Below are 20,752 nucleotides of genomic sequence, written 5' to 3'. Positions count from 1 at the left end.
GTCGTATCAACCGACCACTTTTCAAAGTCGGTCGCTGCGGGCTGAGTAGCTTGCCCGCCATGGACCGAATACTCACTGCGAACACCGTCATCACGATGGACCCGCGTCTTCCCCGCGCCGAAGCCGTTGCTGTTTCTGACGATCGCATCGTCGCGGTCGGTACGCTCGCCGCTTGTCAGGCGGCACTGCCGCAGGCCGACCTTGTCGACACCAAGGCCGCCGCCCTGATGCCCGGATTCATCGACGCGCACTCACATCCGGTCGTGACCGGCCCGGGCGTCATGCCGCCCAACTACTGGATCGCTCCGTGGTTCGCCCCGAAGTGGGACGACGTCCTGGCCATGTTCCAGAAGGCAATCGACGAGACGCCGCCGGGCAGTCCGCTGGCGTTCTCCGGTTTCGATGCGTTGTTGCACGAACACGACGCCCCGGATGCTGCCTCGCTGGACGCCATCTTCGGCGACCGCATGGTGTTCGTGCAGGACAACTCCGGCCACGCGGGCTACGTCACCACCGCCGTGCTGAAGAAGCTCGGATTCATCGACAACCCGCCGAAGGACCCGGTGGGCGGGTCCTTCGAGCGCAACCCGGACGGCAGTCTGAACGGCCGGGCCCATGAGGTTCCCGCCATTGAGGTCTTCGCCCAGCCGGTCGCCGACGTCTTGCTCTCCCAGGGCAACCCACTGCAGGGCGCCGTCGAGTACTACCTGTACTTCGCCGCAGCGGGAATTACCTCGACCTCCGAGCACACCTACCGCGCGTCGGTGAAGTCCGCCTATGAAGCGTTGGCGAAACTGCCGTCTTGTCCGCTGCGGATCTCGCTCTATCACATGTCGACCGAGCCCGATGCGGGCGATCCGTTCACCTCCGATGTGCCGGAGAACATGCTGCGCAAGATCGGGGTGAAGCTGTGGGCCGACGGGTCACCGTGGATCGGCAACGTGGCGATGAGCACGCCGTACCTGGACACGCCGACGACGCATGCCGCGGGGATCGTTCCGGGCCTGCATGGCGAGGAACAGATGAACTACTCACGCGCGCAGTTGGATTCGCTACTCGACCAATACGCACCACAGGGTTGGCAGATGTCGTTCCACGCCAACGGTGATGTGGCGGCCGACATCGTGCTGGACGCCTTTAGCCGCGCGCTCGACAAGCACGACTTGTCCGGCACCGACCACCGCTGGCGGATCGAACACATCGGGGGCGCCCGCAAGGACCAGTTCCCCCGGATGGCCCAGATTGGCGTGGTTCCCTCGCTAGGCCCCTTCCAGTTCTCCTACTGGGGTGACCTGCTCGACGGCAAGATGTTCGCCAGCGAGGTGGGCTCCCAATGGCAGCGCGCCCGCGACGCATTCGACGCCGGCCTGAAGGTCTCCTTCCACAACGACGGCAGTGTCAGCCCGCCGATGCCGCTGCGCAGCGTGCAGTCGATGGTGACCCGGCGCACCGTCAGCGGTCAGTTGCACGGCGCCGAGCAGGCGATCAGCGTCGACGAGGGCCTGCGCGCAATCACGATCAACGCGGCGTACTCGTTGCGCCACGAGGACCAGGTCGGCTCGATCGAGGTCGGCAAGCTGGCCGACTTCGTCCTGCTTGGCGCCGATCCGTACGCGGTGCCGGTCGACACGATCGAGAAGATCGAGGTTCTGGGCACGTGGGTGGGCGGTTCACCGATCGACATGGACGAATTCGCCTCTGCGGGAGAAGGTCTGCCGAAGACCGACATCGACCAGATGATCGCTCTCGGGGTACCGCTATGCCAGCACTAGAAACGCGAGCCGCGCTCGACAAAGCCGCAGCGGCAATCCATCCAGACCAGGTGTCCTGGCGCCACCACCTCCATCAGAACCCAGAACTTTCCAACCGGGAAGCCAACACTGCTGACTTCATCGTGGCCAAGCTGGCCGCCTTCGGGATCGAGGAAGTCCACCAGGGCATCGCTGGTCACGGGGTGGTAGCAATTCTGCGTGGCGGGCTGCCGGGCTCGGGGGTGGCCGGTCTGCGCGCAGACATCGACGCCCTGCCGGTCAAGGAGACCTCCGGGGTCGACTTCGCCTCGACGGTCGTCGACGAGAACTACCCGGGCGGGCCATTCCCCGTTGCCCACGCGTGCGGCCACGACTGCCACACGGCCACGCTGCTGGCCGCTGCCCAGGTGCTGGCATCGGTCAAGGACCAGCTACCGGGAACCGTGATGTTCATCTTTCAGCCGGCCGAGGAAGGACCGCCGCCGGATGAGACCGGCGGCGCGCAAGCGATGGTGGACGCCGGTGCGTTCACCTCTGCGTCGCCGACCATGGTCTTCGGGATGCACGTTGCGCCGATCCCGCTTGGAACCGTCGGTGTGCACGTCGGAAACTCCTACGCCGCCTCCTGCCTGGTGAAGGTCCGAGTGCAGGGCCAGCAGGTGCATGCCTCAACGCCGTGGTACGGGATCGATCCGTATCCGGTTGCGGCGCAGATCATTTCAGGCAGTGCTCAGATCTACCGGCAGATCCCCGCGACGAACCCGGTGACGGTGTCATTTGGCCACCTTGAGGACGTCGGCAGGTTCAACATCATCGGCGACCATGTCCTGCTCTGGGGCACCATCCGGTGTCTGGACGACGGAGACATGGCCACCGCCCAGGACCACCTTCGCGTCCTGGTGCAGAACACCGCCGCGGCGTACGGCGCGACGGCAACCGTGGACTATCTGCAGGACATTCCCCCGGTGAACAACACGCCTGACTGGGTGAGCAAGGTGCGCCCGGTGATCGAGCAAGTGATCGGCGCGGAGCGTGTCTTCGACTCGCCGGCCGTCCTCGGCTACGACGATATGTCGGTCTTCGTGCGTGAGTTCGGCGGCGCCTACTTCAACTACGGCGTCCAGGACACCCACCTGGTCGGCAACTCGGTCGCTCCGGTCGAGGGCGGCCGCGGGATGGCCATGAACCATAACCCGGAGTTCTACGCCGACGACGACAGCCTCCTGGACTACCTGCGCATCTTCGTCCACGTGGCATACGAGCACCTGTTGGACCTGGCTCAGCACTGAAGGAGCAGCTATGCCCGCACGAGTACCGATAACCGAGTCCAACCGTTCCGGCACGTCGACGCACCAAGACATCTCTGCCCGCCATGCCATGGGTCTGGCTGCGCTGTTGGGTCTCTTCACCGGTATCCAGGGCGCGGACCCCGGGATCGCCAGCACGGCGTTGCTGACCTCATCGAGGGCGCTGCACATGGACCCCGCGACGCAAGCACTGGCCTCCAGCATCTCCACGCTGATGCTCGCGGCCACAGTGATCTCGACCGGTTTGCTGGCCGACCGTTTAGGACGCAAGCGCGTGTTGCTAGGCGCCCTTCTGCTGGCAGCGTTGGGCGACGCAGTCGCAGCTGCAGCCATGAACCCGGCGATGTTCCTCATCGGTCGCGCGATTGCCGGCATCGCGCTGGGGGCGGTCTTCGGCTCGTCGTTCGCATACCTGCGAACTGTCACCCCCGAAGGCAAGTTGGGGGCGGCCATGGGCGTCTTCTCCGGTGCCGGCGGCGTGGTGCCCGTCCTATCCGGATACGTCGGCGGTTACTTGATCGCCGTCAACTGGCGATTGGCCTTCCTCATCATTCCGGTACTGTCCGTGCTCGCCTTCGTGGCCGCCCTCGTCTTCCTGCCGACCGTGCCGAAGATCAGCGGTGGACCGCTGGACGTCATGGGTCAGGCGACGCTCGCGCTTGGCATCGTTGCCATGCTCTACGGGTTCAGTCACGCACCGGCCGGTGCCAGCTCACCGCTGACCTGGGGTCCGCTCCTGGGTGGGATTTTGTTGCTCGTCGGGTTCCTTGTGCGCGGCCATCGCATCGCGCACTCGTTCTTCCCGATGTCCCTGCTGCGCAACCCTGGATTCCTGGCGGCGGTCTGTATCGGCTTCGGCTTCAACCTGTTCCAAGGAGTCGGGGTGTTGCAGGTCGGCAACCTGTGGCAGTTCGTTGACGGCTGGTCTACCTTCACCGTGGCTCTCGCCTTCGTGCCGATGACCTTGCTGAGTATCGCCGCCTCCGTCCTTCTCGGCGGTCTCAGTTTCGAGCGCAGCACGCTGATCGCCGGAATCGCTTCGGTCGCGTCATGTCTCGCCTTCGCGGCGGTCCTGGTCAGTCGCAACTACCTGGCGATATTGCCGGCGCTGCTGCTGATGGGGATCGGGTTCGCCGGGCTGGTTCCCTACGGATCGCTGATCCTGAAGATCGCCCCACCGGAATCGTTCGGTGTGGTCACCAGTTCACGTACGACGATCGGCCAGTTCGGATACTCGGTGGGCCTGGCCGGTGGCATGGTCCTGCTCGATGCCATCACTGGTAACCGCGTGACCCATGACCTGGTGAAGCAAGGTGTGACGCCGCCGGATCTCGGCGAGGCCCTCACCGCGGTCCACAAGTACACCCAGTTCGGGTCCACGCCGGCGGGACAGAACGGGCAGGCTCTGGTGACCGTCGCGCATGACGCCTACCGTTCGGCCTTCGTCGTCACCATGACGGTCACCGCGCTGGTGATCGCCGCACTTACTGCGATGGCTCTTGTGGCGCACCGGCGGTGGGTGGCGGCCCGTGTGGCAACGGCGTCGAGCTGACCCTGCTCGACCGCGGGTCTCCGGCGTTCGGATCGCCGTTGCGGTGGTGCTGGCGTATGCCGGGTTAGCCGCTGTCGCCCTGTCACCCTGGCCACAACTGATCGGGCTGGCGGTCCTGGGGATCAACCCGGTCTGGTCAGCCATCGGGGCTGATGCCCGCCAGTTGTGGAGCCTGATCGGCGTCATCGCGATGACGGCGGCCCTGGCGGTAGCCACGTCGGCCACCGGCCGCTGGCAGCTGCTACTCGGCGTACTGCTGACCTGTGCGCTCGCGGCGTACTCTGCGCGCTTGGTGCGGTTGGGGATCCATCAGGCCGGCGCCTTCACCCTGATGCTCGCGGCCTATGTGATGGTCGACCCGGGCCGCGCCATCGACGGCATTGCAGCCACGATGCCGCTCTGGCGGTTGATGCTGCTCATAGCGCTGGTTCCAGGGGGTTGCGCGCTATGGGCGACCGTGGTGACACGGCTGCTCGGAAGGGGCAATCTGCCGACACCCCGACCGGTGGTGGCGGATCTGCCCTACGGGCCACTTCTGGGCGGACTCGCCTCGGTGTTCCTGGCCATTTGTCTGATCTGGTTTCCCGGGACGGAAGTTTGGTGGGTCGTACTCACCCTGGTGTGCATCTTGCGGCCGACCCGCGCGGAAACCGCGACCAGGGAGCGCTACCGCGTCTACGGGACACTGCTTGGTGGCATAGGCGCGGGTCTCATCGGTTGGCTCGTGCCGCATCAGCCGGTGTGGATCGTGTTGGGCGCCATCGCTATCGCTGTAGGCACGGCCATCAACCTCAACGGCGGACCGTATTGGAAGTGGTCGACACTGGTCACGTTCGCGGTCGTGATGTTGACCTTCACCCCGCAGACCGTTCTGGACGGGGACTTGACGCGAGTCGCTGCCACGCTGGTGGGAGTCAGTCTTACTGTCGGCGCCATGGTGTTCGTCGACCGCTGTTGGCCATCCCTGCGTCACTGAACGCTCCTCTGCGCCGGGGATGTTCGGTCAGCACGACAGCCGCAGCCAACTCCCGATCGACGTAAGCACACTGCTTGCACACAGCCGACTCCTTGTCCGTTCCTGGACGAACCCGCACCCGGTCGCTGTCGAACACGAAAGGCGTTTGATATGTCCGATCCCAGTCGTCCCGTGCCGGGGATGTCCAGGCAAGCCCTGGCTCGCGTCCGACGGTGCGTTATCGCCGTGGTCGTCCTCTGCCTCGTTACCGCAGGCATGTTCCTGATGCGACCCGCCAGTGCGCTCGCCGCACCCGCGCCGACATCAACGCAACCGGCCACGACCGTGCTGAACCCGTCGGTGGACCCGTTCTACACCCCCAACGTTCCACTGGCACCTCTCAAGCCCGGCACGCCGATCAAGACCCGGACCGTGCGGGTGATCACCAGCCAGAACAAGAAGACCGGCAAGACCACCAGCATCAGCGCCACCCAGGTGCTCTACCGCACGACCAATGCCTTGGGCCAGCCAGCCGCTGCAGTCACGACGATCATCCGACCGCGGGTCAAGGGCAAGCTCAAGCTCATCTCGTATCACGCGCCCTACGACACACTGGGCTCGCAGTGCGACCCGTCGTACACCTTGCAGGGCAGCGGAACCGGGGCGCCGCAAGAGGTGGATCTGATCGCCGCGGAGCCCCTTCTCGCAGAGGGCTACACCGTGGTGATCCCGGACTATGAGGGACTGCAGGACCACTGGACTATCGGCAAGGAGTCGGCGTACGCCGCACTCGACAGTGTCCGCGTCAGCGAGAAGATCCTGCACGCACCGAGCTCCACGCCTGTGGGCCTGATGGGCTACTCGGGTGGCTCGGTGCCGACTGGCTTCGCCGCGGACCTGGCGCCGACCTACGCCCCGGAACTGACCATCGTTGGTGCGGCGGCGGGTGGCGTCCTGGTTGACCCGGCGCACAATCTTCCCTACATCGACGGTACCCCGTTGTGGTCCAGCGTCATTCCGGCGTTGATGTACTCCTACAACGCGACGTACAACCTGGACATCAACCAGTACCTGTCGACACAGGGAGTTTCGGCACTGCAGCACGTCGCGGGCCAGTGCCTGACCGAGTTCCTCGGGAATCCTGGCAATATCACCGACAGTTCACTGCTTCAGCCGCAGTGGCCCTCACTGCTGAGTATTCCTGCTCTGATCCACCCGCTCAACGACAACATCATGGGTGCGAGCGGCGTTCCGCGCACTCCGATGTTCCTGGGTGTCGGAAACATCAGTCCGAACTCCGGTAACCCCCCGCAGCCCGGCGATGGAATCATGTTGGTCGACGACGTCGCGGGCTTGGCCACCCAGTACTGCAAGGAACACGTCAAGACCCAGTTCAGGATCTATCCCAAGCTCAACCATTTCCAGGCGTTCCTTCCCTGGTTAGGCGACGCGAACGCGTTCATGAACGCACGGTTCGCCGGGAAGTCCGCGGTCTACTGCAAGGGCATTCCGCAGGGCGTGCCGTTGACGCCGTTGCCGCCGATTAAGTAGGTACCACCAAACGCGTCAGCGCCGCCGACCACATCCGGTCGGCGGCGCTGTCGCGTTTGCGGGTCACCCGTGGCGGCGGGCGTCCCACTCGTGCGCGGTGGCCTCCTCGGCCTTGATCGCCTTGATTATCTCCGGTGCGCCCATCTTCTCGATCTTGCCGCCGATCACCGGGATCTTCGCCTTCAGATCGGCGTCGATGCCCACGGTGCTGCCGGTGCCGTTGGGCTTGATGTAGGTGAACCCCTTCATCGAGATCGGCTGGCCCTTCATGTCCACCGTGAGGTCCCCACGCCGACTGCCATCGGCCTGTTTGGGTCCCCAGGAGATCGTCTCGAGGACGTCTACCTTGTCCCCCACCACCTTCTTGACCAGATCGGGCACGTCACCGGAGGACATCAGGCGCTGCACCGTGCTGGTGTGCGCCTCGCCGTTCGCCTCCACCTTGCTGGAGTAGGTGATCGCACCAGCGGCCTTGCACTTGTCGTCCTGGTACTGCGGATTGATCGCGTCCTCGTAGACCTCGTCCGGCGTCGAGGTCAGATCCCAGCTCAGTTCAATCTTCATGCGGACAACCTACTGCAAAGTAACCGCGAATGTGACCCAGGACACTTTCCCTGTCACGCGACCCTTCTGCAGCGCAACTCACCTGGAATCGCGAGTGCGAGGTGAGTTGCGCTGCAAAAGTCGAGGGGGCAGCCGATCAGGCCTCGGCGTCGAGAGCCTTCGCTACCCGCTCGTGCGCGTCCCAGATCTCCTGCGGCAGTCCGTTGAACTGCTTCAGGTGCGCCTCCCGCAACTCGATCTCCTGCTTCCAGCGGTCGACGTCGATCGCCAGCAGCTGCTCGAGATCGGCATCGGAGATGTCGAGGCCGTCGAGGTTGAGCTCGTCCTTGGTCGGAACGACACCCACCGGTGTCTTGGTACCGGTGGCCCGGCCCTCGCGGTAGTCCATCATCCACAGCAGAGCCCGCAGGTTCTCGCTGTAGCCCGGCCACAGGTAGCCACCGTCGGCATCGCGCTGGAACCAGTTGACGTGCGCGAAGAGCGGCTTGTCGGTGAGTTGATCCAGGATGTTCAGGAAGTGCTGCGCGTAGCGGCCCTCCGGCAGCGCCAGGAACGGACGCATCGACATCGGGTCGTAACGCAGTTGCCCCGCAACGCCTTCCGCCGCGGCGGTGGCTTCGGCGCCCAGCGTCAGGCCGTCGTACACACCCTCGGCCGGGTCGTCGATCGCGCGGATCAGCGGCTCACGGTCGCGGGTGCGGCCGCCGTAGATGATGCCGTCGATCGGCACGCCCGCCGGGTCGTTGTAGTCCGGGGACTCGTTCGGCACGTTCGACATGGTCGAGGTGAAGCGGCAGTTCGGGTGCGCCCAGACGAAGTCCTTGCTGCGCTGCTCGGCCTCCGGACGCTCGGAGATCAGGTTGCCCTTCCAGTCGCGCCAGCCGGTGACGTCGCTCGGGTAGTCGGGGGTCTTGCCCTCCCACCAGGTCTCGTGGGTGTTCACGTCGTAGGCGGTGTTGGTGAAGATGGCACCGGTCTTGGGCTGCACGGCGGCCAGCGCGTTGGGGTTGGTCTTCTCGTTGGTGTCGATCGCGACACCGAAAACACCGAACTCCGGGTTCATCCCGTAGAGCTTGCCGTCGTCGCCGACCCACATCCAGGCGATGTCGTCGCCGAAGAACTCCACGTAGTAGCGGTCGCCCAGCGCGTCCGGCGGGACCATCATCGCCAGGTTCGTCTTGCCCGAGGCGCTCGGGAAGCCACCGGCGATGTGGTACTTCCTACCGGTCTGCTTGTCGTGGATCGCGATCAGCATGTACTGCTCAGCCAGGAACTTGCCCGAGGCGCCGCCGTCCCAGTTGGCCTGGCGCAGGCCGTGCGCGATCTTGCCCAGCAGCGCATTGCCGCCGTACGACGAACCGAAGTGCAGGATGGTCCGCTCGTCGGCCACGGTTACGAAGTAGCGCTTGTCCTCCGGGGTGCCCTGACCAAGGTTCTCCAGGTCGCCGGTCACGTGGACCGCACGCACGAAGCTGGTCGGGTCGGCCAGCGCGTTGAAAGTGTCGACACCGACGCGGGCCATCCGGATCATCTGCAGCACGACGCTGCGGTTGTCGGTCAACTCGATACCGGCGGCGTAAGCCTCCAGCGGGGAGCCGGGCGCCGACATCAGGTATGGGATGACGTACATCGTCTTGCCCTCGGACGCACCGGTCATGTTGCCGATGACGACCGGCTTGATCTCGTCGCTGTGCCGCCAGTTGTTGTAGACACCCTTGTCGTCGGGGTTGCTGGTGGCGACGATGGTGCGCTCCTCCGAGCGCGCCGTGTCCTTCCAGTAGCTCTGGGAGTAGTACAGACCCTCGCCCGCGGGCTCGAGCTCGCCGGCGTCCAACGCCTCCTGCAACAACCGAGCGTCGTCGCTGGCGCTGACGACCTCGATCCGATCGGGGCGGGTCACGTCCGCCCACTCCTGCACGTATTCGATGACGGCAGGGTTGGTCAGGCCCGCTGCGTTCAACACCTGTGCGACGTCAACCATCGTTTCGGGTCACCTTCTGTTGTTGTTACTGAGTGGTAGTGATCCCAATTTAGTCGCTCCCCCGCCGAAATCATCACGATTCGAACGCCTTCCAAAGCGAAAGTTGTGCGCTTTTGTGGGATCTACCAATGGGTACGTCTCGTGGTCCCGTCGCAACCCACACGAACCACCCTGCCCCCACGGGTTCGCCCATCCCGGGCCGCTGTGGGCTGGATCACACCGGCTCAGGCGGCCAGCGTCAACGAGCCACCCGCGGCGGACACGATCTGCTTGGCTACGGTGACCGCCGTGCTGATCGGGATCGCGTACCCCACCGACCGACCCGTGGCACTGGCTGCGGTGTCCATACCGACCACTTCGCCCTCGTCGTCAAGCAACGGCCCACCGGAGTCCCCGGACTGGATCGCGGCATCGGTCTCGATGAGGCCGGTCAACGACTCGGAGGGGGTGCCCTGTTCGGCTTGGGTCGTCACCTGCTGGTCCAGTGCCGTCACCGTGCCGGATGCGGCCACCAGGGAGCCTGTACCGCCGGCGTTGCCGACACCGGTCACGGTGTCTCCTGTGGCCAGGTCATGGTCGTCATCGAGGGTGACGGTGCTCAGGCCGGAAGCGTTGGCCAACTTCAGCACCGCCACGTCGTCGGTCGCGTTCGTGCCGACCACCGTTGCGACGTACGTGCGTCCGGTCGAGGGGATGGTGACGCGGATCGCGTCACTGTCCTCCACGACATGGTTGTTGGTCAGCACCAGACCGGTCGAGGTCAGCACCATCCCGGTGCCTGCAGCGACCGCGTTCTGATCGGCCAGCTGCGCTTCGACGACGACCACACCAGCGGATTGTTTGCTCGTCGCGGCGGTGGTTTGCCCTTCCGAGAGCGTGTCCTGGGACTGGCCCGGCCACTGCTGGCTGCCGCCGAACTGGCCGCCGAACTGATCATCGCCCCAGCCGTTCTGATCGCTGCTGTCCCCCTGGCTGCTGCCGTCGTCGCCCGGTTGGCTCTGAGCGGAGTCGGACTGGGACTGCTCGGTGGTGCTGTTGGCCTGCAGTTGCTCAGTGATCGCCTGTTGCAACCCGGTGAACCCGCCCCCGGCCGATCCGCGCACCACGGCGCCACCTACGGCACCCACCGCCACCAACAACACCGCGGCGAAGAACGCGACCAGCCACGCGCCGGGTCTGGATCCACGGCGCTGCGGCCGATGGGAAGGAGTTGCCATGCAGGCATCTGATGCTCCTAGACCTGCTGCCCGCTGCCAAGAACCTTTGCGGCCGCTATGAACCGGCGCTCGCTCGCCGTAAGAGAACCACCGAATCGTCGATCGTCGCCGGTTGGCCATCGGGGTCGGTCACGGCCCGCTGCCGCAGGTCGGCCACCTCGACTGACCAGGCCGCCGGGTCGAGGTCGAGCTGCTCGACCTCCTCGTGCGGACCGACGAGATGCGCTGCGTGCTGGTGCATTTCGGGGCTGGCCCACGGCGGTGGGGTCGCGTGCCCGAGGACGAAGAGATGACCACCGGGCTGCACCGCGCCGGCGAACCGGCGAAGTATCTCGATGCGCGGAATCTGCACCGTGGAGTGCAAGAAGCTGGCAGTGACCAGGTCGACGGTTCCGTCGATCGGCGCGTTGGCGAGGTCACCGACCACCGTCGCGATCCGATCGGAGACACCGCGCTCGGCCGCGGCCTGTTCCAGCCGCGAGAGGGCTGTGGTCGATATGTCGTACGCCGTGACCCGCCACCCGCGCTCAGCCAGCCACAGCGCGTCGCCGCCCTCCCCCGCGCCCAGGTCGATCGCCGTACCTGCAGGCAGATGTTCCAGCACGCTCACCAAGGACGCGTTCGGGGCACCGGACCAGATCCGGTCCTGCTGCCCGTAGCGGGCTTCCCAATGCTCGGCCAGTTCGTTCTCGCTCATAGGACTCATTGTCCGTCCCGTGCGCGCACTAGCCTCGACGGCATGCCCGCCGAAGGATCACCCGACCGGTCCGAGCCCGCGTACGTGCAACCGGACGTACGCGTTCGCGGCGCCCGCGAGCACAACCTGAAGGACGTGGACCTGACGGTGCCGCGCGATGCGACGGTGATCTTCACGGGTGTGTCCGGATCCGGAAAATCGTCGCTGGCGTTTGGCACGTTGTACGCCGAGTCGCAGCGTCGCTACCTGGAGTCGGTCGCGCCGTACGCCCGACGGCTGATCGACCAAGCCGGCACACCGGACGTCGATTCGATCACCGGGATGCCACCGGCGGTCGCCCTGCAGCAGCAGCGCGGCGGTCGCAGCACCCGGTCCTCGGTCGGCAGCATCACCACGCTGTCCTCATTGGTGAGGATGCTCTACTCCCGGACCGGCGACTACCCGGCCGACCAGCCGATGCTCTACGCGGAAGACTTCTCGCCCAACACAGTTCAGGGGGCGTGCCCGCAATGTCACGGCATTGGAAGGGTATTCGAGGTCCCGGAGCGCAAGATGGTGCCGGATCCCTCGCTGACCATCCGGGAGCGCGCGATCGCCTCGTGGCCGACGGCCTGGCACGGCCATCAGTTACGTGACGTGCTGGTCGCACTCGGCTACGACGTCGATGTCCCCTGGAAGGACCTGCCGAAGAAGGATCGCAACTGGATCCTCTACACCGAGGAGACGCCGTTCGTCCCGGTGCATTCCCGGCTCAGCCTCGCCGAGGCACGCGCCGCCATCAAGGCCGGTGAGGAGCCCACCTATCAGGGCACCTACGTGGGCGCACGCAAGTACGTGCTCGACACCTTCGCGAACACCAAGAGCGCCTCGATGAAGCACCGCGTGGCCCAGTTCCTCGACGTGGCGACCTGCCCGGCCTGCCATGGCAAACGACTCAACCCCGAACCGTTGACCGTGACCTTCGAAGGTCTCGACATCGCCGAGTTCTCGCAGTTGCCGCTGCGGGAGATGCGGGAATTGCTGGAAGGCGTTGTGGACGGGGCCGCTGACGGTCCCGCTGCACGAAAGTCCGGCACGGGACTGGACGCCGCCGTGCGGCGGGACGCCACCAAGCGCCGAGTGGCTGCCGGCGGGTCCGCGCACACGGCCGCCCCCGACGTACGCCGGACCCCGAACCAGTCGGCGGAAAAACAGGCTGCGGCGGCACGGCTGGCGGCCGAGCTCATCGACCGGTTGCGACCGATCATCGACCTTGGGCTGGGTTACCTGTCCCTCGGTCGGACTACCCCCACGCTGTCCGGAGGTGAGCTTCAGCGACTACGCCTGGCTACCCAACTGACCTCGGAACTGTTCGGTGTCGTCTACGTGCTCGACGAGCCGTCGGCGGGGCTGCACCCGCAGGATGTCACCGCGCTGCTGGGGATTCTCGATGGGCTCAAGCGCCGTGGCAATTCGTTGTTCGTGGTCGAGCACTCGGTTGAGGTGATGCGGCACGCGGACTGGTTGGTCGACATCGGCCCGGGCGCAGGTGAGCACGGCGGCCGCATCCTCTATAGCGGACCCACCGCCGGTCTCGCCCAGGTCGAGGAGTCCGTCACCCGCGGATACCTTTTCGGCGCCTCCGGACTGCCCGCGCACACTCCGCGCGACCCGAGCGGCTGGCTCCAACTCACCGGCGTCACCCGCAACAACCTGCGCGACCTGTCGGTGTCGATCCCGATGGGTGTCTTCACGATCGTGACCGGGGTGTCCGGGTCAGGCAAGTCCAGCCTGGTCAGCCAGGTGCTGCCCGCGCTGCTCAGCGAGCGGCTGGGAAGCACTGCGCCCGTTGACGATTCACCGGAAGACAACGAGGCGCTCCTGGCCGACTCCCCCGACCGACTCGAGGGAGATCTCGAGGGCGACCTGACCGGCGTACGCCGCGTCGTCAGTATCGACCAGAAGCCCATCGGCCGGACCCCGCGGTCGAACGTCGCGACGTACACGGGACTGTTCGATCACGTGCGCAAGCGCTTCGCGCAAACCCCCGAAGCGAAAGCCCGTGGCTATCAGGCCGGCCGGTTCTCCTTCAACGTCAAGGGTGGTCGCTGCCCGACGTGCGAGGGCGAGGGGTCCGTGATGGTCGAACTGTTGTTCCTGCCGTCGGTGTATACCGAATGCCCCGACTGCCACGGCACCCGCTACAAGGACAGCACCCTGCAGATCACCTGGCGCGAGAAGAACATCGCCGAGATCCTCGCGATGAGCGTGGAGGAAGCACACCCGTTCTTCGACGGCGAGCAGGAGGTCCAGCGGTCGCTCTCGGCGCTCATCGATGTCGGACTGGACTACCTGCGTCTGGGGCAGCCGGCCACCGAACTGTCCGGTGGTGAAGCACAGCGCGTGAAACTGGCCAGCGAACTCCAACGGGCCCAGCGCGGCGACACCCTCTACGTGCTCGACGAGCCGACCTCCGGTCTGCACTGCGCTGACGCGGACCGTCTCGTGGCCCACTTGCAGAGTCTCGTCGACGCTGGAAACACCGTCGTAGCAGTCGAACTCGACATGCGCGTCGCCTCCGCCGCCGATTACCTGATCGACCTCGGGCCGGGCGCGGGCGACGCCGGCGGCACGGTCGTCGCATCCGGCACACCACAGCAGGTGGCCGATGCAGAAGTCGGTGCCTCAGCGCCGTACCTGGCGGATGCCCTCCTGGACCAGCACCGCACCTAGTGCGCTACGCGGCACGCCGTTCAACGCTTGGGATGCGTGACGGCGGCGGCAGTCGACTCGAACTGGGCGTTGGCCAACAGCCTCAACCGGTCCCCGGAGTACTGCTCCTGAAACAGCCGATGGGCCGGGTGCTGCAGATACTCCTGGAGGCCGCCTTCATCCAGGACGGCCACCAGCGCGAGTTCGCCACCGGTGGCGGACCGCGCCGGCCCGGTCCACAGCTGGCGAAGCACCTCGATCTGCTGCGGCAACACCTCCGCAGCGGCCACGAACTGAGCCTGTTCCTCGTCCGTCGGAGGCGAGTTCCAGGCGAAGACCGCCAGGTGCATCGTCACCCGCCCCTGCTGTGACACGGCGGATCTCGTCACAGGCGATCACGCTCCAGTGAGGCGACCCAGGGATTGTGCACATCGGCACCCTCGACGTCCCAGTCGTGCGTTTCGTTCGTGTACAGCCGTAACGAGTTGCCATCCGGCTCCCGGGCGACCAGCAGCCAGCCGAGGAACCCCCGCAGAACTCCGGAGTTGTCGATCCCGACGTCAGCCAGGTGCTTGGCCCAACCCTCGAGATCCTCCCTCGTCTCGACGGCGAACACGATCGAGTCGAAGCCGGCGACCAGCGCCGATCCAGGGGCGAGGCGCAGTTCCACCGGCGCATCGACACCTGGCACCAGCAGCATGTAGGCGAACAATCGTCCGTCGGGGAAGGTGTGGTCCCAATGGGGTTGCCGCTGGCCGCCGAAGGCGCGCTCCCACCAGTCGAGACTGACGTCCAGGTCCGACACGGCGAACTTGAGATGGTGGATTCCCGCCAGGGAGGGTCGGTTCACAGCAGGGCCCCTTTCGGTTCGGAGTCGGCAGCCGGTGCACCGTGCACCGCCGCCGGCTCGATGTGGATCGCAGGACGAAAGACGTCCTGCGGGTCGTACGTCGCCTTCACCTCGCGCAACCTGGACAAGGTTTCCTCTCCGAAGACCGCTGCCAGGTCGGGCCGATCGCTTCCGGCGAAGTTCGCGTAGGCACCCGTTCCGCCGGGGACGACGCTCGCGTGCGCCGCCCGGGCCCAGCCGACCAGCTGCTCGTCGTCGGAGCGATCCTCCCAGCCGGCCTGCACGTTGATGGCCATCACGGCATCGCGACCGGGGAAAGCGGTTTGCTCGGTGGGCACGTCACAGATGGCGCCGCCCAACTGCAGGATCTCCAGCTGCGCATCCCCTGGCGGCGCCGACCGGGCTGCCTCGATCAGCGATGCGGCGCTCGCAGGGCCGAAATCGCGCAGATAGCCCGGCTTCATGTAGTAGCGCCGTCCGTGACCGAACCGATGATCCTGTTGGGCCTGGACGCTGGTGAACCGGCGCACCGATACCGTCTCACGGTCGGTCCGCGGCAAGAGGTTCCGCACCTGCTCAGCGGGCGTTCCGTCCCAGAGCCATTCGATCGTCAGCACCATCGGACTGCGGGGATCAGGCTCCACGTCATGCCCCACGAAGCGCTGCAACCGGACCAGGACCTGCAACTCACGCGGCCAGTGCTCCCGGGTGTCCTCCAGGTGGGCCAGGACGGTGGCGGCGTCGCGGAGGTCATGCACCTGCATCCCATAGGTGACCAGGCCAAGGGGTGCCGTGTCGAACTCGAAGCCGGTGACGACACCGAAGTTGCCACCCCCACCGCGCACCGCCCAGAACAGGTCCGGATGATCGGACTCGCTCGCGGTCACGACCTCACCGAGGTGATCAACCATCGTCACCCTCGTCAGCGAGTCACACGTGAGTCCCCTTGAGCGACAGAGCCATCCGATCCCGCCACCGAGGGTCAACCCGGCGACTCCGGTGTGCGAAACCATCCCGGCTGGTACGGCGACCCCGTTGCGCGCACACTCCCGGTCGAGATCGCCAAGCAGCGCCCCTCCCCCGACGACGACTCTGCCCGTCGCCGGGCGGTAACTGCACGTGCGCATCCCGGACAGGTCGATGACCAGAGCGTCGTCCGCAACGGCAGCGCCCGAGATCTGGTGGCCGCCGCCGCGGACCGACAAGGGCACGCCCTGATCGCGGGCCACCCGGATGGCAATCGACACGTCCGTCACAGACGCGCAGCGCACCACGGCCGCGGGATGCTTCTCGAACATGCCGTTCCATACAGCGGCACTCGAGCGGTAGTCCGCATCCTCGGCGGTCACCACGCGACCTTCGAACCTGCTCTGCAGAAGTGTGGCCAGTGCGTTCATGCCGACACCTGCCACAGCCCGGAGCCGATGGTGGTCGTCGCCGGCCGGATCCCGGTCGCCGCGACGGTCACGACGTCACCCGGGGTGAGGTAGCCGAGTCCAGGGCGCCCGACCAGGGAGCCGCCTGGGGTACCCGTCGTCACCACATCGCCCGGAGTCAACGTGACGTACTGGGACAGGAACGCCAGCAGGCGCGGTACCGAGGTGATCATCTCCGCGACGCCAGCCTCCTGACGTCGCTGCCCGTTCACATCGCAGGTAACCACGGTGGTGTCGAGATCGATCTCATCTGCGGTGACGATCTCCTCACTCACCGGGAGGAACCCGTCCGCGCTCTTGCAGAGCATGATCTGCAGCGGTTCCCTGCGCATCACCTCACGGGCACTGACATCGTTCACGACCGTGTAGCCGAAGACGTAGTCCAGCGCCTCGGCGGCGCTGACCCGGTGCATCGTGCGGCCGATCACGACGGCAAGTTCGACCTCGTAGTCCAGTTCCGACTCCGGCCGCGGCGGCTCGAGCACCGAGTCCGGATCCAGCACCGCCGACCACAGCTTGGGGAAGAACACCGGCTCTTGGGGCGCCAGACCGACCTCTGCCAGATGGCTCTGGTAGTTGCCTCCGGTGGAGACGATCTGGCAGCGATCGGCGAGCGGCGCCAGCAGGCGGTCGGCCATGACAGCGGGACCCTCGAGGCTGCGGCGCAGGATTCCCAGCGGGTCAGCGGCGGCGAGCAACTCGCGCAGGTCGCGGTAACCGGTGGGGTGGATGCCACCGGAACCATCTCTGACCGCGACGCCGACGTCGTCTCCGCGACGGAAGCGAACGATTTTCACTGCGACTCTCCCCACTGTGGTTCCACGGTCCGTCGGGCGACAAGACCGTGCACTTCGGTACGCAAGCGCACGAATTCGGGATCCGCGCGAGTGCTCGACTGGTGACGCTCGCGGGCCAGGGGCACCGGAAGGTCGGCGATCAGGGTCGCCGGGCTGCCGCCCAGCACCAGGACCCGATCGCCCAAGTAGACGGCCTCGTCGATGTCGTGGGTGATCACCACGATGGTCTGGCCGGTATGCGAGCGCACCCGCAGCGTGAGGTCCTCCAGCTCGGCCCGCGTCTGCGCATCCACCGAGGCGAATGGTTCGTCCATGAGCAGTACGGCGGGTTGGGAGACCAGCGCGCGGGCGATGGCCGCACGCTGCTGCATACCCCCGGACAACTGCCATGGTCGCTGCGACTCGTGACCGGACAGACCGACCTCGGCCAAACCCGCTTCGGCACGCTCGTGGCGTACCTGTTTGGAGGTCTTACCGCGCAACGGCAGGGCGACGTTCTCCAGGATGCTCGCCCATGGCATCAACGACTGCGCATAGTCCTGGAAGACGACCGCTGCACCCTGGGCCGCGGCGTCGTGCGGGATGGCCACCGCACCCGCCGAGGGGGTCTGCAATCCGGCCAAACACCTCAGCAGCGAGGACTTCCCGACTCCGGACGGTCCGACGATGCAGATGATCTCGCCGCGGTGGGTCTGGAAGCTGACGTCCCTGAGGATCGTGCGCGGCGAACCGTCGCTGAGATAGGTGACGCCCAGATCGATGACGTCCAGGGTCAGGTCGGTTGTGGTTTGCGTGGTCATGATCGGCCCTTCTGTCCGGCGTGGCCGGGGTGGCTGATGGGATGGAACCTCAGGAGCCTTCGCTCGACGAGGGAGAAGACAGCGTTCAGCAGGTAGCCGAGCAGACCGAGCAGCAGCATGGCCGACCACATCTGGGTGATGGCGAAGTTGCGCTGCGCCAGGAGCAGATAACTACCGACTCCGTGGGTGGCACCCTGCATTTCACTCACGACGATGAGGACCACTGCGATCGCGAGACTGACCCTGGCTCCGGCCACGATGCGCGGCAGCGCACCCGGCAGGCGCACGCAGAGCAGGCGGACTCGCGACGGCACCCGGAAGACCCGCTCGATGTCCGACAGCTGCGCCTCGGTCTCCGCCACGCCCGCGATCGTGCTCAGCAGAACGGGCCACACCGCGCCGGCGGCGATGATCGCGATGCGCATGACATCGGTGAGACCAAGCACGATCACCGCCGCCGGCAGCAGCGCGACCGCCGGGATGGCCCGGGCAAACTCCAGCTCGGGCATGATCGCTTGCTGCACGCGCGGCACACTGCCGATGGCCAGGCCGGCGGTGACCCCGATCAGCACCGCCAACAGGTAGCCGATGAGCAGGTTCTGCAGACTGGGCAAGAGGTCCTGCGTGAAGCCTTCACCCAGCCACCACTGGCGGAACTGCTCGAGGATCTCGCGCAGGGGTGGGAAGAACAGCGAGGACGAGTTCAGGCTCAGCTGCCACCAGAGCGTGACCAGCGCTACCGGGAGCCAGAGCTGGAGGAGTACGCGGCGCGCGATTCGCATCACGCCTCCCCCCGGGACCGGATGCCAATCACCGATGTGGTGAGGCGATGGGTCGCGAGGTTCAGAGCCACACCGATCAGCGCGGCCGTCACGATGTAGGCGTAACTGAGTGGGAGGTCGTTCGCGACCTGGGCCTGCACCAGGGCGTTGCCCACCCCTGGCGCTCCACCGACCACCTCGCACGCCACCGAGATGAGCAACGCGACGGTGACGACGATGCGCAGGCCCAGCGCGCAGCCCGGCAGGATGCTGGGTAGGTAGATGTGCAACCAACGCACCCGTCGCGGTACGTCGAACACCGTGGCCACATCGCGATGTGACTGGCGGATGTCCCGCACGCTGTAACAGGCGTGTAGAACCATCGGCCACACGGCGCCGAGCACAATGACCAACACCTTCATGGCCAACGAGGGGCCATAGAGCAGCAAACCCAGCGGGATGACCGCGACCGGCGGGATGGTGCGCATGAACTCCACCAGCAGTCCGGTGCTGCCCCGCACGTAGGCGTTCGCACCGATGAGGATGCCCAACGGGACCCCGATCGCGACACAGACCAGAACACCCAGGGCCGTGGACACCAGTGTCTGCACGACCGCCGCCCAGAACTGCGACGTGCCGACCAGACCGCCCAGTTCCCGGGCGACGGTGAGCGGTGCCGGCACCGTGTCACTTCCGACGACTGCGCTGGCGGCTGCCCACAGCAGCACCGCGGCAATGGCGGCGACCAGCTTGTCGACCCCAGCGGTCGAGGCCGCGCCGTGTGCGCCGGGGCGACTCCTCGCACCGAGCGGTTTGCGGGCTCGCCGTTCCGGGGTGGCGATGGTCATGATCCGACGGGGGCGAGGATCTGGCTCAGGTCGGGATCCTGTTTCAGCAGGCCGTATTTGACCATCAGCGGCCCAATGCCCTTGATCGGCTCCAGGTCGCCGGCGTCCTGGGGGTAGGTGGGCAGCCGCGTCTTCTCCACCTTCGCCAACGGCTGTTTCGTCCACGCGGCCGCAGCGGCGTAGGCGCCGGTCTTGTTGCTCGTCAGGAATCCGGAGGCGTCGTTCAGCGCCGCGACGAAGTCGGTCAGTTCACTCTTCTTGGCTGCGACTTCCTGGGCGGAGGCGACGAAGAGATTGGAGGCGAGACCCGGGATGCCGGCGGCCTGCGGGCGCAGCACTGTCGTCAGGCCCGCGGCCTGACCGGCAGCCACGAAGGGCTCCACCAGCACGGCGGCATCCACTCGGTCGGCCTGGACGGCCTGAACCATCTGTGGGAAGGCGAGTTCGACGACCTTGACCTTCGATGAGTCACCGCCCGCCTTGTCGATCGCGGCCTTGGCGAAGAGTTCAGCCGAGCCACCCGCCTGGTTCACCGCGATGGTCCTGCCACTCAGGTCCGCCGCCGTCGTGATGCCGGGCTTGGCCATGATGGCTGAGAAGTCCTTGGCGGGATCTGACGGAGCCACTGTCGCGACCGCGAAAGCTCGCAGCGCGACGCCGTTGCTCGCGGCGTTGAACGTCCCGACCGTGTCGCCCAGGGATACGTCCAAGTCGCCCTTCAGCAGTTGCGGGATGGCTTCGGCGCCGGACTGCACGGTCTTCAGTTGCACGTTCAAGCCGTGCTTCTTGAACATCCCCTGCTGTTGCGCGACGCCAACCGACAGCGCCGCAGTGGACGGGGAGACTCCGACGACGAGAGTGCGCAATTGCCCCGAATCGGAGCCGGCTCCCTGGGCCGTCGGCGAGCCTGCGGCTCCGCCGCCGCACGCGGCGAGCATCGAACTGAGACCGACGATGGTGGCGGCGATGGCGCCTCGCTGAACTGTGGTCATGC

General features: G+C 66.3%; 18 protein-coding genes. 6 read left to right on the top strand and 12 right to left on the bottom strand.

Annotated features, from left to right (window positions below; translation table 11 throughout):
- Positions 1-59: 59 nt before the first annotated feature.
- The 5 genes from DR843_RS05690 (at position 60) to DR843_RS05670 (ending at position 7,116) form a co-directional block, all read left to right on the top strand.
- Positions 60-1,772 carry an amidohydrolase gene (locus DR843_RS05690; protein WP_109684490.1) on the top strand — a complete coding sequence of 571 codons (1,713 nt, stop codon included), beginning with the start codon at positions 60-62 and terminating at the stop codon, positions 1,770-1,772.
- Positions 1,760-3,040: a M20 metallopeptidase family protein gene (locus DR843_RS05685; RefSeq protein ID WP_109684489.1), complete on the top strand. Its 1,281-nt coding sequence runs from the start codon at positions 1,760-1,762 to the stop codon at positions 3,038-3,040. Before DR843_RS05690 ends, DR843_RS05685 begins: the two co-directional genes overlap by 13 nt.
- 10 nt (positions 3,041-3,050) lie before the next feature.
- Complete coding sequence (locus tag DR843_RS05680) at positions 3,051-4,610, top strand: MFS transporter (protein WP_109684488.1); 1,560 nt, start codon at positions 3,051-3,053, stop codon at positions 4,608-4,610.
- A gap of 43 nt (positions 4,611-4,653) precedes the next feature.
- Positions 4,654-5,586: an FUSC family protein gene (locus tag DR843_RS05675; protein WP_109684487.1), complete on the top strand. Its 933-nt coding sequence runs from the start codon at positions 4,654-4,656 to the stop codon at positions 5,584-5,586.
- A gap of 180 nt (positions 5,587-5,766) precedes the next feature.
- On the top strand, positions 5,767-7,116 hold the full coding sequence (locus tag DR843_RS05670) for a lipase family protein (RefSeq protein WP_170119756.1): 1,350 nt from the start codon (positions 5,767-5,769) through the stop codon (positions 7,114-7,116).
- Positions 7,117-7,179: 63 nt separating this feature from the next.
- Here DR843_RS05670 and DR843_RS05665 read toward each other — a convergent pair whose 3' ends face one another.
- From DR843_RS05665 to DR843_RS05650, 4 genes are all read right to left on the bottom strand, one after another.
- The gene (locus DR843_RS05665; protein WP_109684486.1) at positions 7,180-7,680 is read right to left on the bottom strand and encodes a DUF2505 domain-containing protein; all 501 of its coding nucleotides are present in this window, start codon (positions 7,678-7,680) and stop codon (positions 7,180-7,182) included.
- Between the two features lie 136 nt (positions 7,681-7,816).
- Positions 7,817-9,661 (bottom strand): phosphoenolpyruvate carboxykinase (GTP), encoded by a 1,845-nt coding sequence (locus DR843_RS05660; RefSeq protein ID WP_109684485.1) that lies wholly within the window; start codon positions 9,659-9,661, stop codon positions 7,817-7,819.
- Positions 9,662-9,885: 224 nt separating this feature from the next.
- A complete protein-coding gene (locus DR843_RS05655; protein ID WP_109684484.1) occupies positions 9,886-10,878 on the bottom strand; it encodes a S1C family serine protease in 993 nt (330 codons plus the stop codon).
- 55 nt (positions 10,879-10,933) lie between these two features.
- Positions 10,934-11,575 carry an SAM-dependent methyltransferase gene (locus DR843_RS05650; RefSeq protein WP_245934010.1) on the bottom strand — a complete coding sequence of 214 codons (642 nt, stop codon included), beginning with the start codon at positions 11,573-11,575 and terminating at the stop codon, positions 10,934-10,936.
- Positions 11,576-11,617: 42 nt separating this feature from the next.
- Between DR843_RS05650 and DR843_RS05645 the strand changes: the two genes are divergently transcribed.
- Positions 11,618-14,287, top strand: a complete 2,670-nt coding sequence (locus DR843_RS05645) for an excinuclease ABC subunit UvrA (RefSeq protein ID WP_109684482.1) — start codon at positions 11,618-11,620, stop codon at positions 14,285-14,287.
- Between the two features lie 20 nt (positions 14,288-14,307).
- On the opposite strand, the gene DR843_RS05640 is transcribed toward DR843_RS05645, so the two are convergent.
- Genes DR843_RS05640 through DR843_RS05605 form a run of 8 tightly spaced genes read right to left on the bottom strand, consistent with a single transcriptional unit; the run spans position 14,308 to position 20,750 of the window.
- Positions 14,308-14,640, bottom strand: coding sequence for a Dabb family protein (locus tag DR843_RS05640; RefSeq protein ID WP_109684481.1), 333 nt, complete (start codon positions 14,638-14,640; stop codon positions 14,308-14,310).
- Between the two features lie 11 nt (positions 14,641-14,651).
- Positions 14,652-15,116 carry a VOC family protein gene (locus DR843_RS05635; protein ID WP_109684480.1) on the bottom strand — a complete coding sequence of 155 codons (465 nt, stop codon included), beginning with the start codon at positions 15,114-15,116 and terminating at the stop codon, positions 14,652-14,654.
- Entirely contained in the window at positions 15,113-16,513 is a 1,401-nt protein-coding gene (locus tag DR843_RS05630) for an FAD-binding oxidoreductase (protein WP_109684479.1), read from the bottom strand. The genes DR843_RS05635 and DR843_RS05630 overlap by 4 nt, the downstream gene beginning before the upstream one ends.
- Complete coding sequence (locus tag DR843_RS05625) at positions 16,510-17,349, bottom strand: fumarylacetoacetate hydrolase family protein (RefSeq protein ID WP_109684478.1); 840 nt, start codon at positions 17,347-17,349, stop codon at positions 16,510-16,512. Before DR843_RS05625 ends, DR843_RS05630 begins: the two co-directional genes overlap by 4 nt.
- The gene (locus DR843_RS05620; RefSeq protein WP_109684477.1) at positions 17,346-18,149 is read right to left on the bottom strand and encodes an ABC transporter ATP-binding protein; all 804 of its coding nucleotides are present in this window, start codon (positions 18,147-18,149) and stop codon (positions 17,346-17,348) included. Before DR843_RS05620 ends, DR843_RS05625 begins: the two co-directional genes overlap by 4 nt.
- Positions 18,146-18,931, bottom strand: coding sequence for an ABC transporter permease (locus DR843_RS05615; protein ID WP_109684476.1), 786 nt, complete (start codon positions 18,929-18,931; stop codon positions 18,146-18,148). Before DR843_RS05615 ends, DR843_RS05620 begins: the two co-directional genes overlap by 4 nt.
- Entirely contained in the window at positions 18,931-19,758 is an 828-nt protein-coding gene (locus tag DR843_RS05610) for an ABC transporter permease (RefSeq protein WP_109684475.1), read from the bottom strand. The genes DR843_RS05615 and DR843_RS05610 overlap by 1 nt, the downstream gene beginning before the upstream one ends.
- Positions 19,755-20,750 (bottom strand): ABC transporter substrate-binding protein, encoded by a 996-nt coding sequence (locus tag DR843_RS05605; protein WP_109684474.1) that lies wholly within the window; start codon positions 20,748-20,750, stop codon positions 19,755-19,757. Before DR843_RS05605 ends, DR843_RS05610 begins: the two co-directional genes overlap by 4 nt.
- Positions 20,751-20,752 lie beyond the last annotated feature (2 nt).

Origin of the sequence: Branchiibius hedensis (genome assembly GCF_900108585.1) — a bacterium.
Lineage (GTDB): Bacteria > Actinomycetota > Actinomycetes > Actinomycetales > Dermatophilaceae > Branchiibius > Branchiibius hedensis.
The sequence above is the reverse complement of the archived record's forward strand: the minus strand, read 5'-3'. Positions and strand labels throughout refer to the sequence as shown.

Excerpts from the sequence above, each read along its gene's own strand:
- DR843_RS05690 (WP_109684490.1), top strand. The coding sequence starts at position 60 with ATGGACCGAATACTCACTGCGAACACCGTCATCACGATGGACCCGCGT.
- DR843_RS05685 (WP_109684489.1), top strand. The coding sequence starts at position 1,760 with ATGCCAGCACTAGAAACGCGAGCCGCGCTCGACAAAGCCGCAGCGGCA.
- DR843_RS05680 (WP_109684488.1), top strand. The coding sequence starts at position 3,051 with ATGCCCGCACGAGTACCGATAACCGAGTCCAACCGTTCCGGCACGTCG.
- DR843_RS05670 (WP_170119756.1), top strand. The coding sequence starts at position 5,767 with ATGTCCAGGCAAGCCCTGGCTCGCGTCCGACGGTGCGTTATCGCCGTG.
- DR843_RS05665 (WP_109684486.1), bottom strand. The coding sequence starts at position 7,680 with ATGAAGATTGAACTGAGCTGGGATCTGACCTCGACGCCGGACGAGGTC.
- DR843_RS05660 (WP_109684485.1), bottom strand. The coding sequence starts at position 9,661 with ATGGTTGACGTCGCACAGGTGTTGAACGCAGCGGGCCTGACCAACCCT.
- DR843_RS05655 (WP_109684484.1), bottom strand. The coding sequence starts at position 10,878 with ATGGCAACTCCTTCCCATCGGCCGCAGCGCCGTGGATCCAGACCCGGC.
- DR843_RS05650 (WP_245934010.1), bottom strand. The coding sequence starts at position 11,575 with ATGAGCGAGAACGAACTGGCCGAGCATTGGGAAGCCCGCTACGGGCAG.
- DR843_RS05645 (WP_109684482.1), top strand. The coding sequence starts at position 11,618 with ATGCCCGCCGAAGGATCACCCGACCGGTCCGAGCCCGCGTACGTGCAA.
- DR843_RS05630 (WP_109684479.1), bottom strand. The coding sequence starts at position 16,513 with ATGAACGCACTGGCCACACTTCTGCAGAGCAGGTTCGAAGGTCGCGTG.
- DR843_RS05620 (WP_109684477.1), bottom strand. The coding sequence starts at position 18,149 with ATGACCACGCAAACCACAACCGACCTGACCCTGGACGTCATCGATCTG.
- DR843_RS05615 (WP_109684476.1), bottom strand. The coding sequence starts at position 18,931 with ATGCGAATCGCGCGCCGCGTACTCCTCCAGCTCTGGCTCCCGGTAGCG.
- DR843_RS05610 (WP_109684475.1), bottom strand. The coding sequence starts at position 19,758 with ATGACCATCGCCACCCCGGAACGGCGAGCCCGCAAACCGCTCGGTGCG.
- DR843_RS05605 (WP_109684474.1), bottom strand. The coding sequence starts at position 20,750 with ATGACCACAGTTCAGCGAGGCGCCATCGCCGCCACCATCGTCGGTCTC.